Below are 15864 nucleotides of genomic sequence, written 5' to 3' on the forward strand. Positions count from 1 at the left end.
TATAAGTAATCATATTAGGCTATTCTAATTAAAATAGGTGTGCGAAATACTCAACCCATATTAACTTATGCTAACGATAAATAGTTTTATTTACTTAACGAATGTTACATTGGTTACATAAGTTACTTTTTAGAGATTAATCTATTGGCATTAATAGATTGATTGGTTTAAAAGTTATTTATTATCAATTGGTTATTGGTTTGTTTCTGCTTTTTAATATATTTATTTTGATGTGATCGCCATTATATATTCTGAATCTTTCATCACTATCTTTTAGTAAATATGACAATCATCAAGTTATATTAATTATCGAAATTTATACTTATGCCGAAATAACAAAGAATGAATACTAACATTATGACTACGGGGGTATGTCGTTAGTGTTTATGTTATTTCAGGTAAATATAGTACTCAGGAGCTAAATGTTCACTATCACAATCAATTACCTCGGTAATTTGAGCTTGTCTCGTGTGAGTGTGCATTACTACGCTTATTGAATTAATAAAAATAATGGTTACAAAGACAAATAAAGTCTGAATTATTTTTGATACAAGTTTAGATCCCATATCGAGGAGATAAGGTAATGAAAGCCTTCTTTAGTAAACTATCGCAAGCAGTAATGCTACCGATAGCGCTATTACCAGCTGCTGGTATTATGCTTGGTCTTGGTGGTAGCTTTACCAACCAAAGCATGATTGATGCGTACAATATTGGTATTTTGCAAGACGGAACACTTTTAAATAGTTTCTTACAGGTTATGACTGCAGCGGGCGGTATCGTTTTTGCAAACCTACCATTAATGTTCGCATTAGCAATTGCGATTGGTTTTGCACGTGCTGAAAAAGGTGCAGCAGCACTCGCTGCAACAATTTCTTACTTGGTAATGAATGTTGCGATTGCGAAAACGCTTTCTGTTGCTGGCATGGTCGACACAACTAACAACACTGTTGTGTTAATGGGCAACCATTACGCGGGGGTGTTAGAAAACGTATTAGGCATTCAAAATACGCTAAGTATGGGTGTGTTTGGTGGTCTTATCGCTGGTGGTATTACTGTTATTCTGCATAATAAATACCATGATGTTAAGCTTCCTGAGTTCCTAGGCTTCTTCGGTGGCGCGCGTTTCGTTCCTATCGTTAGTGCGTTCTCTGCATTGTTCTACGGTATTGCGCTAGTATTTATTTGGCCTTACATCGGTGCAGCATTTGGTTCTATCGGGGCAACACTGGGTGAAATGACTGCATCTGGTCACGGTTATATTGCCTCTTTCATCTTCGGTATTATTGAACGTGCGCTTATCCCTGTTGGTCTACACCACGTATTCTACCTTCCACTATGGCAGACAGAGATTGGCGGTACTGTAGAAATTGCAGGTCATGTTTATAAAGGGACACAAAATATCTTCTTTGGCTCTTTAGCTAACGGTGATTATTCTCAGTTCTCTTCAACTAACTTCATGACAGGTAAATTCCCATTCATGATGTTTGGTCTACCTGCTGCTGCATACGCGATGTACACATTGGCAGATAAAGAGAATAAGAAAGAGGTTGGCGGTCTATTGTTCTCTGTTGCGCTAACAGCGTTCCTAACGGGTATTACCGAGCCGATTGAATTTACATTCCTTTTCCTATCTGCGCCGCTTTACTACTTTATTCACGTACCACTAGCTGGTCTATCGTTCATGATCATGGACTTGCTAAATGTGAAAGTGGGTATGACGTTCAGTGGTGGTTTCATTGACTTTGCACTGTTTGGTATGCTTCCTGGCCTAACCGGAACTGAAAACCACTGGTACTACATCCCACTACTAGGTTTAATTTATGGTCCTGTATACTTCTTGTTATTCCGCTGGTTTATTCTGAAGTTTGATATCAAGACACCGGGTCGTAAAGGGAGCGCTGTTGCGGTTGTACGTAAGAAAGATTACCAAGCAGCAAAAGCGAATGGTTCTGATGACAGCCAAATCGATGAAATGATCGAAGCGCTAGGCGGTAAAGATAACATCGTTGACGTTGATGCATGTATTACGCGTTTACGTATCACAGTTAAAGACGGTGAGCTTGTTAAAGATAATAAATACTGGACTGAGAACTTAGGTGCTAAAGGCTTAGTAAAAGTCGGTGGTACGGGTATCCAAGCTATCTACGGTGCACAAGCGGCTGGATTTAAAGCTCAAATCAATTCAAAACTTGGTAAGTAATTAGGCAATGAGCAGCTTTTCGTTGAAATACAGACGTGTCGGTACATTTATGATTGATATGGCTATCGTGCAGATGTTTGCAATGATCGTCAAAGATATCTTCCTTGCAGTGGTTGGTTATATTACCAATGGTGCAGGAGTATCGTTATCACTTAACGATACGATGGCGCTACCAGTATTGTTACTGTTAATTATCGGCATCATGGCTTTATTTATTGGTGTCTTTATGGGGTATCACTGGTTGTGTTATCGGTTACTCGGCACTTCACTATCACGTGCTTTGTTAAGTGTGAAAGTGATATCTAGCGATGATGAGCTGCTAACAAAGCAACGTTATTTAAAGCGTGAGTTTGATAAGATTTATCTATGTATTGCTACATTAGGATTATATCCCCTCTATGCTGGTGTGCAATATCTTACGTTTACCAATCCACCTTGGCATGACAAAAAAAATCATACAACAGTGGTAGAGCGATAAATAAAAACCGCAGTGAAAACTGCGGTTTTTTTTATCACAGTTATAGTGATAAGAAGAATAAAATGAAAACGGGGACTAACAGGCTAAGAATAAAGCCACTGACAATAGCGATAGGTACACAGCGCACACCTCCTGTACTTTGAATGACGGGGAGGGTGAAATCCATAGCAGTTGCCCCAGCATAACCAATAGCTGTATTGGGATAACGATGGATAAGGAGTGGGATTAATATTAGCGCAAGTATTTCACGTAGTAGCTCGTTAAGAAAAGCGGCACCACCAAATACACTTCCTAAACCGTCGCCAATTAAAATACCCGTGAGAGAATACCAACCAAATCCCGATGCCATAGCCAAGCCATGGTTAAGTGGAATATCGAGAATAAATGCAGCGATGATCCCACCAAGAAAAGATGTGCTAATAATAACCGCAGCTATAATCATCCCTTTTTTATTGAGCACTATTTGTTTTAAGGTCATACCACTATTACGTAATTGGATGCCAATAAAAAACAGTAATAGTAATAAAATAGCTTCACTAGCTTGATCAACCCATGACAAATCGACATTGAGTAATAGACCTACGATCAACCCTGCTGCAACAACAAAAACCAATTTAACCGATTCCATCATCATTTTTGCCATCGGTAAATGATGGTGTCCATCAAACGTTTGTGTTGGCCATAAACGGTCTAAAAAAGGGAGTGCAGCAAGGTTACATACACTGATTGAGATGAAAAATGTCATGGTGTAGATAAGGATTTGGTTTAAGTTTTGGCTGAGATTATCTAGCGCAGCTAAGCTTAATCCCATTAATGTCAAAATGACCAAGACTAAGCGGCTAGTTTGAGCATTAATAAAATCGAGGTGCTTTTTATTATGAATAGGGATGAGGTAGCCAATAATAAGCGGCAAAAAGATAAGTAAAATCCCAGACAACATATTAGTCCTTAAATATATTCAGAGGGTGAGTAATTTATTTGCTAGAGGATTTGGTTCAATAACACAAAATAACCAGCAATAATGAATTCATTTATTTATATTTTTAACAGAAAGTGAATGTAACACAGCGATAAAGAAGGAGTATATAGGCAAGTGGGGGGCTTATAGATGGATGTTTCCCCTTCTTTTTAAGTAAGAAAAAAGAAGGGGGGGGGGATTAGGTCAGAATCCACTTTCACGAACGATGTTTTTCACTCGTTGATTAAATTCGTGAGTAGGTAAATTAGTCAATTCATACATAACTTCAGCTCCTACAAGGTCAAGCTCAACATCATTTTCGTCGATAGCATCATCGTTATTCTTAAATAATAATAAATGGTGTGCCATACGGGCGATATCAAGATAACTCAACGTATCGTTATTCTCTCCATAAGGCTGTCGTTTATTAGAGGCGATTTCAAGATAATCATTATCAAATCCCCATTCTTTTAATACGATCAAACTTGTTTTCATGCAGGTTTCTTTGAAAATATATTTGGCAATATCGATATCGAGGTAATTATCGTTTTCAATATAATTAAGATATTCGTAGATTAAACTAAAGATACCAATATCAGCGAGCAAGCCTGTTAATAACGCTTTTTCTGGTTCTATTTTTAAGGGGGTGTCACTGTGCTTTATCAAGCTTTGACAAATCAGAGCCATCGTACCTGCAAATTGGCGTGAGCGAATCGCACTTTGGCTGAGCAGTTGATTACACGCGAAGTTTTCAGTTTTTACTTTTCGTAATTCGGCAACTGCTTGAGCGGTGGCGATATCACGGACCCGTAACAATCCAAGGCGAGAGACCGCAGTAAGAAGATCGTTACAGACAACATTACGGCGGTTAAATAATACCGTATTAGATGTTCGAATAATGGTAGCGGTTAAAACGGGATCATCAAGTAGTAAATCAGCCACGTCATGAATGGTGCTTTCATCATCATTACATAACTGATGTAGCTTCATTAGCACATCAGGGATTGGAGGAAGCTCCAGCTTATTTTGCTGCGCAGATTGTTTTACTAAGTTACAAAACTCAGATTCCAACGCTTTTATTTGATGATCACGGCTATGTTTTAACCAAAAAAAAGATAAATGCGACATGTAAAACTAATCTTATAAAGTAATAATCAAATTCTATCGTTTCATAGCCTTATCGAGTAGTTTATCACGTAATTTATTTGAAGTGAGTAGGTTATAAATTAATAAAGAACTGATATTAATCCCACTAATGGTTTAAATTTTTATCTTGAAGTAACTTTATTAAAAAACGAATGGCCAGATTGGGCGTTTTTTGATGAATCAGCATTTGCTTATATTTTACTTCTATTGGTAGAACTTCTAACCAGCGTTGACAGACCCACGTCATATCATCAAACAATGGTGTTGGATATAAACTTTCCATTTCTGGTTGAGAAGAATAAAGTTGCTTTAATCGTTGAGCTAAACACTGGTTACTCGTTGTCGTTTTAGAGGGGGCCCAAGTGCTAACAGGCGTACATTCAGCAACCAAAAGCTTATCATCCTCAATCTTAATTTGTTCTATTTTTAGAAGATCGATACCTTCTACCGTAATACCCAATAAATCGCCTTCGAGTCGGTTGAAGTCAATAATTTTAACGTGCGTACTTAATGCAGGAACATCTTTAATTTCACTGTGCTCACGTTCGTTATCTATCATTGCCATGACAAACCCTTTTTTAGAAATAAGGGCTTCTTTCACCATACGAATATGACGAGCTTGTGCAATTTTTAGTTGTGTCCTTCCATCGGGAAGAATGTGGTTTGCATATGGGAACAATGGGATTTTTTTCATATCTCCAGAGCATACTCTTTTTGCTGTAAATACCTTAAAGATAGTCGGTGCTGATAATAATGATGATAGATATGCAATTCATTATTGATTCTTGCGTGATAAATGCTGCAAATCTAGTTTGATTACATTATTTTGCGACAAAAAATATGCGAGTAATCTCATCTTTGGCTGCTGCTTATTTAATCTACAATGCTTAAGAGCATACAATTGCTCTGTCGAATAATTAACAATCTAATCTATTGTTTGGCTAGGTTATTTGACGTGTTTGGAATAATTGATTATCACCACATTATGGAGAATTAGTTGTGACATCACCAAAGGAAGATTATTTAAATTATTTAAACAAATTCGGAGAACAAGAAAAACGATCCATGTTTGGTGGAACTGGAGTATTTATAGACGGTGCGATGTTTGCGATAGTTACACCGGCGTCTATGTATATTCGAGGTGGCGAAAAACTGGATCCTGAGTTAATAAAGTTAGGTTGTGCGAAATTTAAACATATAAAGAAAAGCAAAACGGCAACAGTTAATTATTACGAAATAAGAGATCTTTTTGAAAAAGATCCGCAGGTTTGTAATCAATTGGTCGCTAAATCGATTGAGTTTTCATGTAAAGATAAGGCATTTAAACAGTCTGGTGCGAATAAACGTTTACGTGATTTACCCAATATGCGATTAACGCTTGAAAGAATGGTGAAACGAACGGGTGTATTAGATGTATCTACTTTTCTAGAGTTGGGTGCAGTCAATGTTTATCGCAAAGTATGCGAACACCATGGAGAAGAAGTCAATCGTAATTTGTTATGGATTTTTGCTGGTGCTGTCAAAGGATGTCACTGGCAGTTATTAACTGACGAGTATAAATCAGGCTTGCTTGAGCAATACCGTAGTACAACTAATTAATTGACGTTATTCGGGGAGTAGTATTTATAGCTGAGCCCCGATCATTTTCTTGTTATGCTTGCTACTAGATTTTTAATGTGGCGGTATTATGCAACTTTCTAACCTTTCTGGTTCTGTACTTTCTGGTTTACACTGTTTTCTTATCGCAGCTGAACAAATGAGCTTCACACGTGCTGCTGAAGTTCTATTTTTAACTCAAAGTGCAGTTAGCCATAAAATTAAAAACCTTGAAGAAGCATTAGGCGTCCAGCTGTTTATTCGCCAGCCCCGCAAGCTCATCCTCACAGATGAGGGATTTCGTTTAAAACAAGTGCTAGCTGCGAACTTTGGCGATATTGCACACGAAATACGTGATTTGAAAAATGTTGAGTTAAGCGGCGATATAAATATTTCTGTACCCCCAACGTTTGCTCAAACTTGGTTATTACCCCGCTTAAAATCCTTTATAGATCTTTATCCCATGCTACGTATTCATTTGCGAACCCGTAATGAACTTGTTGATTTTCAAACGGAAAGTTTTGATTGCGCGATTTATTTTGGTAAAGGGGAATATCAAGGTTTGCATTCGTGTAAATTAATGGATGAAGCGATGCAGCCCGTTTGTAGCCATGATTATGCTATTACAAATGATCTTTATGATAACCCTGAAGGTTTAATGCAATGTTTATTACTCCATGATGCTGCGCCATGGGCTAGAGCTGGGCGGAATGATGAATGGCAGCTATGGGCAGAGCAATACGGTACGCAATTACCTGAATCGGAATGTACATTTGATCGTTCCGATTTGGCTTTACAAGCGGCTGAATGCGGGATCGGTGTTGCCATGGGGAGGCACTCATTTATTGCTGAAAGGTTAGTGGAAAAACGGCTAGTTACACCTTTTGATATGATGGCGCCTTCACCTTTTAGTTATTATGTCGTGTGTCGACATAACATGCAAAATACCCCTAAAATAAAAGCTTTTAGTGATTGGTTATTCAGTGAGATTGGTTAAGATCTGCTAAATATTATTTATTTAAATCAATTTCATAAATAAAAATGCCGCTAAATTTTTATATTTAGCGGCATTATTTATTAATCTAACACTTCATTTCCTGATACTTTACCTTGATCAAAATCAGACAGATTTTGCAGCGTAGTTTCAGCAATATTGCCCAAAGCTTCTTCTGTTAAAAAGGCTTGGTGTCCAGTGAAAAGTACGTTGTGGCAAGATGATAAACGACGAAATACATCATCTTGAATCACATCATTCGACTTATCTTGGAAGAATAAATCTTTCTCATTTTCATATACATCGACACCCAACGCACCAATACGTTGTGATTTTAACGCTTCAATAGCATCACTTGATTTAATTAAACCACCACGACTGGTATTAATGATCATTACGCCATCTTTCATTTTGTCAAAGGCGTGTTGATTTAACATATGATAGTTTTCCTTCGACATCGGACAGTGCAGAGTAATTACATCCGATAAACGATAGATTTCATCAAGGCTAGTATAAGTTACCCCTAATTCAATCGCAGCAGGATTTGGGTATGGGTCAAAGGCTAGAATATTCATGCCAAAGCCTTTTAAAATACGAATCGTAGCTAAGCCAATTTTCCCCGTACCCACAACACCAACGGTTTTACCGTGGAAGTTATAACCTGTTAGGCCATCAAGCGAAAAATTGGCATCACGCGTGCGTTGATAAGCACGATGAATATGGCGATTAAGGCTCAACATTAAGCCCAAGGTATGTTCCGCAATAGACTCGGGTGAATAAGCGGGAACACGTACAATTTGTAGCCCTAACTTTTTGGCTTCCTCTAAATCAACAAGATCGTAGCCTGCACAGCGCATCGCAATGACTTTAACCCCTTGTTTCGCTAAACACTTTAAGACTGGCGCACTAAGATCATCATTAACAAATGCACAAACAGCATCAAACCCTTCACTCATTTTCGCTGTTTGTAGATTCAGCGGGAAATCGAAGTAAGTAATATCATGGCTAAAGGATTTATTTACTTTAGAAAAAGATTCTTGGTCGTACTTTTTTGAGCTAAATAGAGCTATTTTCATAAGACTAAATTACCTTATTTATTCATTATTATATTCTGTGCTGTTAATACCATATCAAAATACTCTGGTATTGATAGGAAAAGTATCAAAAATAGACATTGCAAGGATGATCTGTTTTTTTCGTTATCAGTGAGTTCTAGTTGACGTCAACCCTTTAAAAAGTTGATGATATAGTCATATGTTTGCACTTAAATTTATTAATTAGGATTCAATATGTTGTTGAAGAACGTTGCAGCAGGAGCGGGTGCGGTTGCCGTGATCCTTTGTTGGCCATTAGCCACAGGACAAATAGGTCAAAGTTTATATATGGGGGCGATTAAAAATTATCACAGCCCTTATATGACCATTACGAATCAAAGTTTTGAACGCGGTTATCTTTCTTCTGATGCAGTTTCTCGTATTGAATTAAAAGATAGCTTAAAAGCAACATTTGAAGAAGAAGGCTTACCCACCACGTGGTTAGTTAAGCATCATATTCAAAACGGATTTTTAGGCGTTAAGTCGAGCAGTGAATTAGAAATTGATAAACAAGTCGCGCCGTTGATCAGTAGTATTTGGGGCAAAAATGTTCAACCGGTAACCTTAGTGACAGACTCCTCTTTAACGGGAAATACCGATTTTACGATGACGATTAATCCGATTAATTATAATCAGTCTGGCGCATTTGTAAAAAGCCAAGCTTTTGTGTTGACGGGGAGTGCAAATGCGGATGGTGCAGGTGATTTCAACTATACGTTACCCTCTTTAGATGTGAAAACTGATAGTGGCGAAACTATGCAAGTGAATACCTTTGCAGGTCAAGGTAGTGGTCAAATGCAGGGTAGTTTCTGGATTGGTGATCAGACATTCAATTTAGGTAAAGCAAATTTCGCATCGGCAGATAATCAGCATCATGTTGAGTTAGAAGGCATGAGTGTGATGATGAAAAATGCGTTAAGTCAGCCGAAAGATGAAAAAACACCGACAGACGAAACACAGCAAGTAACGAATACGAATAATATTTCAATTAAGAAAATTGTGACCCTTGATGGTCAGCAATATACAGATTTCAATTTTGCACTGGCATTGAAAGATCTTAACTATAAAGCGATTAGTCGTTTAGCTGTTATGGAAGAGTCTACAACAGCAGAGCAGCAACAAGCGCAGATGCAAGATGCAATGCTTGCTCTAGATTTATTAGTCGCTAAAGGTGCTACTGTTGATTTATCTGATCTCAGCATGATGACCGATCAAGGCAAAGTGAATGCCTCTCTTTTACTTGAGCTTAAACCGGGCTTAGCACGTGCGTCTGAAAACTTAGCTGCATTACCAAATAAATTGGTGGGTAACATTAATATCTCAATGCCAAAAGCTTTTGTGTCTAATGAACCACAGCTTGCAGCGAAAGTGCCAGAGTTACTGCAACAGAAGATTATTACAGAAGATCAAAATAGCTATAAATTAACTGTAAAAGTGGAAGGCTCACAGCTTGTCTTTGGTTCAGGCTTGAAAATCCCGCTAGCAATGCTGTCTATGCTGATGATGCATTAATCAGAAACATTGGCTTAATGTGAAAGCGTCTCTAATTTTGAGGCGCTTTTTTGTATCAATGTATTAATTATGAGTCAAATACCCTTAACCGTTGATAAAAATATAAATTCTAATTTAGTAAATTTGAAGAAATAGACTTAACTTTAATAAGGGACAGGTTTTTAGCTATCAACAATAACCATAAAGCTTGTCAGGTGAATATACTCAAAGGTAATTTGGGGGATACATGGAATCATTAAAAGTAAAAGATTATATGAACGTCCGCCCAGTGACATTCAGTGAATCAATGTCATTATCTGTAGCGCTAGACAAGTTGTTGACAGCAAAGCAAATTGGTGGGCCTGTTATCAATGAATACAAGCAGGTTATCGGTTTTTTATCTGAACAAGATATGATCCATACATTATTGAAAGTCGGTTATCACTGCCAAGACTCTCATACTGTCAAAGATTGTATGCGAGATGATGTATTAACGGTATCAAGTGATGATTCAATTATTGAGTTAGCACAAATTATGACGGGGCAAAAACCTAAGATTTATCCCGTGGTTGATAATGGGCAATTACTGGGTGTGATAACCCGTCGTGATGTACTTACCGCTATCAGTACTCAAATAGGGGATAGCTTTAAACATCCACTTTAATGCTATATATTTAAGTATTATTCGATTATGTAGAGGCGCTAATTAGCGCCTTTATTTTTTTGGTTGTAAATATGGATATTCGAGCCGTTTTATAAGGTATAGAGGTTTTAGTGAAACAGCACTCATCAACAGAAATAACAGAAAACCAACAAGCTAAATTTGTTACAGGCTCACCAATGCGTCACATTGTTGTGATGTCTGGAACGGGTGCAATCGGCTTGATGGCGCTGTTTTTGGTTGATTTATTAGATATGTTTTTCATTAGCCTGTTGGGTGAAGTGGAACTGGCAGCGGCTATTGGTTTTGCTGGTACGTTAGTCTTCTTTTCTACCTCTATATCGATAGGGACATCCATTGCAGCTGGCGCACTTGTCTCGCGCGCTTTAGGTAAAAACGATCGAGAACAAGCCAAAAGTATGGCGACAAATGTGATGTTGTTTGCTGTCTTTATTAGCATTGTAATGGTTGCAGCGATGCTGTGGAATTTGCCCTTATTACTTGATGCAATTGGCGCAAAAGGATATGTCGCAGAAGCCGCTAGCCAGTATCTGGTTATTCTACTGCCAAGCGCACCGTTAATGGCGGTATCTATGGCGGCAGGCGCTGCAATGCGTGGTGTGGGTGATGCTCGTCGTTCAATGATGGCAACGCTGATTGGTGGTGGTGTTAATGCAGTACTTGATCCATTATTTATTTTTGGATTTTCAATGGGGATGCAAGGGGCTGCGATATCTTCAGTTATTGCGCGCCTAGCTGTGACCCTTTTCTCGTTATATGTTGTAATTTATAAACATCAATTATTAGCAAAACCTGATTTTTCTCAGTTTAAACTAGCGATGCCAACCATTGCTAAAATTGCGTTTCCTGCCATCTTAACTAATACTGCGACGCCTATCGGTAATGCGGTCGTTACCAGTAATATCGCGCAATTTGGCGAGAGCTTTGTGGCAGGTTATGCCGTTATTGGGCGTATTATGCCAGTTTGCTTTGCTTTAATCTTTTCGTTATCAGGTGCCGTTGGCCCTATCATTGGGCAAAACTTTGGTGCGGAACGCTGGGATCGTATTCAACAAATTCTACGTGATGCAATGCTCTTTACGGCGATATATTGCGTTTTCGTGTCTATCGTTTTATGGCTAGGGCAAAACCAGCTCATTGCTATCTTTAGTTTAACGGGAGATGCCGCAGAAATTGTTGGTGTGTTCTGTACCTTCATCGCGGTGACCTTTATTTTTAATGGCGCACTCTTTGTTGCCAATGCGGCATTTAATAACCTTAATCGCCCTACATGGTCAACGGCATTGAACATGGGGAAAGCAACAATAGGTACGATCCCGTTTGTACTTATTGGCGGACACCTTGCAGGTGCGAGCGGGGTGTTAATCGGTCAAGCGGTTGGCTCTGTTGTCTTTGGTTTACTGGGTTTTTACTTGGTATTAAAACAAGTGAAGAAAATGGGTTTAGCGCATGAACATCAAGACGTGGCCGATAATGAAATATTAACGCCATCTGTGCCAGTGACACCGTTCTGCTCATCTCGTACATATATGGGAACCGAAGGGGTACTGGAAGAAGCACTGAATAGTGAGCACCTCGACGATGATGTAAAAGCTGAAAAAAACAAATAATAAATATGCTCTGAATTACCATATTAATAGTATCTGTGATTCAGGGCATAGTTTATGTATCTTCTTGTTTGATTAGGGCTATAAAACGTCGCATCTAGCCGTTGAATTTTCTGTAAGAAAACTTTAATTTCATCGCTTTATTGATCTAACGCTGTGAAATTAACCGATTAGCATTACAAAATAACCTTGCATCTAATCAGGGTGTTATATCGAGATGTTCAATCTTTATCTCGCAAAGTTACAAAGAATAGCATCTTGATTAAGACACTCAACTTCATCTTTTATATTCGGAATAAAAAAGGTGATGGCGTAGTTATTGTTAAGGGAATAATGCTATATGCGTCAAAGTCTTCGTTACATCATACCGATTTTACTGCCTTTAATTATTTTATTATTACCGGCTTCTGCGTTTCCCATTGAAGGGTTAACTGTGATTCAGCAACGGGTTATTGCTATCTTTCTATTAGCAGCACTGTGTTGGGTGCTCGAACCTATCCCCATTTATGCTACCTCTGTTGTGATCATTGTTTTAGAGCTGTTATTACTTTCAAATAAAGGACTATATCAGTTTCGTATTGATCATGGTCAGCCACACTTTGGTGAGTTACTGGATTACAACGCCATTATGGCTACCTTTGCTAGCCCAATCATCATGTTGTTTTTGGGGGGCTTCTTCCTTGCAATGGCGGCAACTAAATACCGTTTAGATGTAAACTTAGCGCGAGTATTACTTAAGCCGTTTGGACATCAACCTAAATATGTGATGTTTGGTTTAATGCTAATCACTGCCACTTTCTCAATGTTCATGTCAAATACCGCCACGACAGCGATGATGCTTTCTATATTAGCGCCAGTCATTGCACTTTTTGGATCGAAAGATCCGGGTAAAATTGCGTTTGCATTATGTGTACCTGTTGCTGCCAATATTGGTGGCATTGGTACCCCAATTGGTACACCGCCAAATGCGATTGCACTTAAATACCTATCAGAAGATAACATGATCACTTTTGGCGAGTGGATGTTTTTTGGCGTGCCATTTGTTGCGGTTTTATTGGTTTTTTCATGGTTTTTAATTAATGCAATTTATCCAGCAAAACAGGACAAAATTGAATTAACGATCCAAGGTAAGTTTCTTAAAACACCAAAAGCAATAACGGTTTACATCACTTTTGCATTAACGATAGTACTTTGGTTAATGGGATCAGTACATGGTATGAACTCGTATACTGTGGCACTTATTCCTGTCGCTATTTTCTCGTTAACCGGCATTATCAATAAAGAAGATTTGAAAAAGATTTCTTGGGATGTGCTGTGGTTAGTCTCTGGCGGTATTGCGCTGGGTTTAGCACTTGATAAAACGGGGCTGGCTCAACTGGTGGTCAATAGCATTCCGTTTGATAGCTTCTCGCCGTACTTGGTGCTGGTGGGCGCGGCGATGTTATGTTTAGTGATGGCGAATTTTATGTCTCATACCGCAACTGCGAATTTACTGATGCCTATTATGGCTGCACTGGGTATGTCCATGTCGTCGTTGGTACCACTTGGTGGTGAAGTAACATTAATTCTTGTGGTGACGTTCGCGGCCTCTTTGGGTATGTCGCTACCAATTAGTACGCCGCCCAACGCATTAGCTCATGCAACGGGGCATGTTGAAAGTAATCAAATGGCAAAAGTAGGGGTGATTATTGGTGTCGTCGGTGTCGCACTTAGCTTTGCTATGATTGGGTTATTGCATGTGATTGGCCATATTTAAGCATTAATGCTATTGCCTATAGACAAGGACACGTTCATGGTTCAACCAAAAGCCTTAAAGCGGATTATTGATACGTATTTTCGCGATTCTGCGCGTACGATGTCTGTTACATCAGGTACGCATGTGCTGCGCCAGAATGACTATAACGACAAACTTTACTGGGTAAAAAGTGGTGAATTGTCTGGGTATCTTAAAAATAAAGAGAATGGCTTAAGTGCAAAAGTGTTTGTCGTCAAAGAAGGCATGTTCTTTGGCGTGCATAGTTTTTTTGCGCAAACATTAATGGCATCAACGACGGTGGTCGCAGAAAAAGACAGTGAAATTGCTTGGATTGATTTGCTAACCCCAGTGGAAGATCCAGAAACATATGGCTCTATGACTGAGCAGTTTATGCCTGTCATGGTTCATGAACTTGCTCGTCGACAAATGCTTACTGGTATGGAAGCGCTTGAAAAAGAAAAAGCACTGCAAAAGCTTTATGCGACTGAACAGATGACAACTCTTGGACAACTTGCGGCGGGTATTGCCCATGAACTGAATAATGCGATAGGCGTTCTCAGTAGCAAAACAGAAAATCTTCAAACCAATATTATTGATTCTATTTCAACAAGCAAACCCGAGATGCTTGAATTTATGCTCCAAGGAATTAACGTTGGGCAGACCACAGGATCGCAACAGGTACGAGAACGAGCAAAGGCGTTAATCAAGCAACATAATTTGACTCGTGAGCAAGCAAAAACATTAGCGAAAGCTATTCCGCAAGGTGATGTTCCTAAGCAATGGTTCACTCAGCTAGATGAAGCATTACGCTATTGGGATTATGGACGTGATTTACGCGATATGCGCTTAGCGGCTAAACATTCTGCCAGTATCGTCAAGTCGGTAAAGCAATTAGGGGGCAGCGATCATGTGCGGCAAAACGATGTTGATATCAATGAAACCTTACACAAATCGCTAGCTTTACTACAAAGCAATCTACGCCCTGTTGAAGTGGTATTGCGCCCCGCAGTCTTGCCACCGATTAATGCGAGTTCAACAGAGTTAGTGCAGGTATGGATTAATCTGATTAAAAATGCCTGTGATGCTATGGAGAATACAGCATCACCGAAAATTGAAATTGTGACTCGACATGTAAAGCAAAAAATCTTAGTCACTATTACTAATAATGGGCCGATGATTGATGAGCCGACACGACGAAAAATATTTCAACCTAATTTTACGACCAAAAAAGGGGGATTATCGTTTGGCTTAGGTTTGGGCTTATCAATTGTACAACGGATCATACAAAGTTATGACGGTACGGTCGTGGTTAAAAGTGATGAAGAACGCACCACGTTTAGGATCAAGTTACCGACACTCTAAGGGATGAGTTATGGAAAAAATAGTCGTTATCTGTGTTGATGATCAACCAGAAGTGTTAAATGCGGTATTAAAAGATCTGTCACCATTACAATCGGCTTTTATGATAGAAGAGTGTGATTCTGGTGATGAAGCCTTAGTTTTGATGGATGAGTTAGATGCAGAAGGGCATTATATTGGTGTCGTTATTTCAGATCATATCATGCCGGGTAAAAATGGCGTAGAGCTACTGACTGATGTGACCCACGATAGCCGTTTCATCAAAACTAAAAAAGTATTACTGACAGGGCAAGCAACTCATCAAGATACTATTGCCGCGATTAACCAAGCACGTATTGAAAGTTACTTTGACAAGCCGTGGGATGCAGACTCGTTGGTTAATTGCGTTAGAACATTGCTTACGGAATACATTTTCGATATGGGGTTCGATTACCAAGCCTGGGGTGAGGTGTTAGACAACACAACGGTACTACGTCGATTACGTTAGGTATGCGTAGTAGAAA

General features: G+C 38.9%; 14 protein-coding genes. 10 read left to right on the forward strand and 4 right to left on the reverse strand.

The features are described from left to right. The first annotated feature begins 583 nt into the window (after positions 1-583). Together C9J38_RS05505 and C9J38_RS05510 are read left to right on the forward strand one after the other, a co-directional pair. Entirely contained in the window at positions 584-2200 is a 1617-nt protein-coding gene (locus C9J38_RS05505; protein ID WP_107206208.1) for a PTS transporter subunit EIIC, read from the forward strand. 7 nt (positions 2201-2207) lie between these two features. Next, positions 2208-2678: an RDD family protein gene (locus C9J38_RS05510; RefSeq protein WP_107206209.1), complete on the forward strand. Its 471-nt coding sequence runs from the start codon at positions 2208-2210 to the stop codon at positions 2676-2678. A 40-nt stretch (positions 2679-2718) separates the two neighbouring features. Here the strand turns inward: C9J38_RS05510 and C9J38_RS05515 are convergent, their stop codons facing one another. From C9J38_RS05515 to C9J38_RS05525, 3 genes are all read right to left on the reverse strand, one after another. Then, positions 2719-3618: a lysine exporter LysO family protein gene (locus tag C9J38_RS05515; RefSeq protein WP_107206210.1), complete on the reverse strand. Its 900-nt coding sequence runs from the start codon at positions 3616-3618 to the stop codon at positions 2719-2721. 222 nt (positions 3619-3840) lie between these two features. Further along, on the reverse strand, positions 3841-4764 hold the full coding sequence (locus C9J38_RS05520; protein WP_107206211.1) for an HDOD domain-containing protein: 924 nt from the start codon (positions 4762-4764) through the stop codon (positions 3841-3843). 124 nt (positions 4765-4888) lie between these two features. Beyond that, positions 4889-5476 carry an LON peptidase substrate-binding domain-containing protein gene (locus tag C9J38_RS05525; RefSeq protein WP_107206212.1) on the reverse strand — a complete coding sequence of 196 codons (588 nt, stop codon included), beginning with the start codon at positions 5474-5476 and terminating at the stop codon, positions 4889-4891. Positions 5477-5781: 305 nt separating this feature from the next. Here C9J38_RS05525 and C9J38_RS05530 point away from each other — a divergent pair, with 305 nt between their 5' ends. Next, complete coding sequence (locus C9J38_RS05530) at positions 5782-6381, forward strand: TfoX/Sxy family DNA transformation protein (RefSeq protein WP_107206213.1); 600 nt, start codon at positions 5782-5784, stop codon at positions 6379-6381. Positions 6382-6469: 88 nt separating this feature from the next. Continuing rightward, complete coding sequence (gene dsdC, locus C9J38_RS05535; RefSeq protein ID WP_107206214.1) at positions 6470-7375, forward strand: DNA-binding transcriptional regulator DsdC; 906 nt, start codon at positions 6470-6472, stop codon at positions 7373-7375. Between the two features lie 80 nt (positions 7376-7455). Here dsdC and C9J38_RS05540 read toward each other — a convergent pair whose 3' ends face one another. Continuing rightward, a complete protein-coding gene (locus tag C9J38_RS05540; protein ID WP_107206215.1) occupies positions 7456-8448 on the reverse strand; it encodes a 2-hydroxyacid dehydrogenase in 993 nt (330 codons plus the stop codon). 213 nt (positions 8449-8661) lie between these two features. On the opposite strand from C9J38_RS05540, the gene C9J38_RS05545 reads away from it, so the two are divergent. The 6 genes from C9J38_RS05545 to C9J38_RS05570 all read left to right on the forward strand — a co-directional run bounded on the left by C9J38_RS05545 (position 8662) and on the right by C9J38_RS05570 (position 15848). Further along, a complete protein-coding gene (locus C9J38_RS05545) occupies positions 8662-9978 on the forward strand; it encodes a DUF945 family protein (protein ID WP_107206216.1) in 1317 nt (438 codons plus the stop codon). 226 nt (positions 9979-10204) lie between these two features. Then, a complete protein-coding gene (locus C9J38_RS05550; RefSeq protein WP_105059872.1) occupies positions 10205-10621 on the forward strand; it encodes a CBS domain-containing protein in 417 nt (138 codons plus the stop codon). Positions 10622-10731: 110 nt separating this feature from the next. Beyond that, positions 10732-12249: an MATE family efflux transporter gene (locus C9J38_RS05555; RefSeq protein WP_107206217.1), complete on the forward strand. Its 1518-nt coding sequence runs from the start codon at positions 10732-10734 to the stop codon at positions 12247-12249. 337 nt (positions 12250-12586) lie between these two features. Next, positions 12587-14002 carry a DASS family sodium-coupled anion symporter gene (locus C9J38_RS05560; RefSeq protein ID WP_107206218.1) on the forward strand — a complete coding sequence of 472 codons (1416 nt, stop codon included), beginning with the start codon at positions 12587-12589 and terminating at the stop codon, positions 14000-14002. Positions 14003-14038: 36 nt separating this feature from the next. Then, entirely contained in the window at positions 14039-15364 is a 1326-nt protein-coding gene (locus C9J38_RS05565) for an ATP-binding protein (protein ID WP_107206219.1), read from the forward strand. Positions 15365-15374: 10 nt separating this feature from the next. Next, positions 15375-15848 (forward strand): response regulator, encoded by a 474-nt coding sequence (locus C9J38_RS05570; RefSeq protein ID WP_107206220.1) that lies wholly within the window; start codon positions 15375-15377, stop codon positions 15846-15848. The last annotated feature ends 16 nt before the right edge of the window (positions 15849-15864 follow it).

It is taken from the genome of Photobacterium sp. GB-210 (genome assembly GCF_003026075.1).
In the GTDB taxonomy this organism is placed as follows: domain Bacteria; phylum Pseudomonadota; class Gammaproteobacteria; order Enterobacterales; family Vibrionaceae; genus Photobacterium.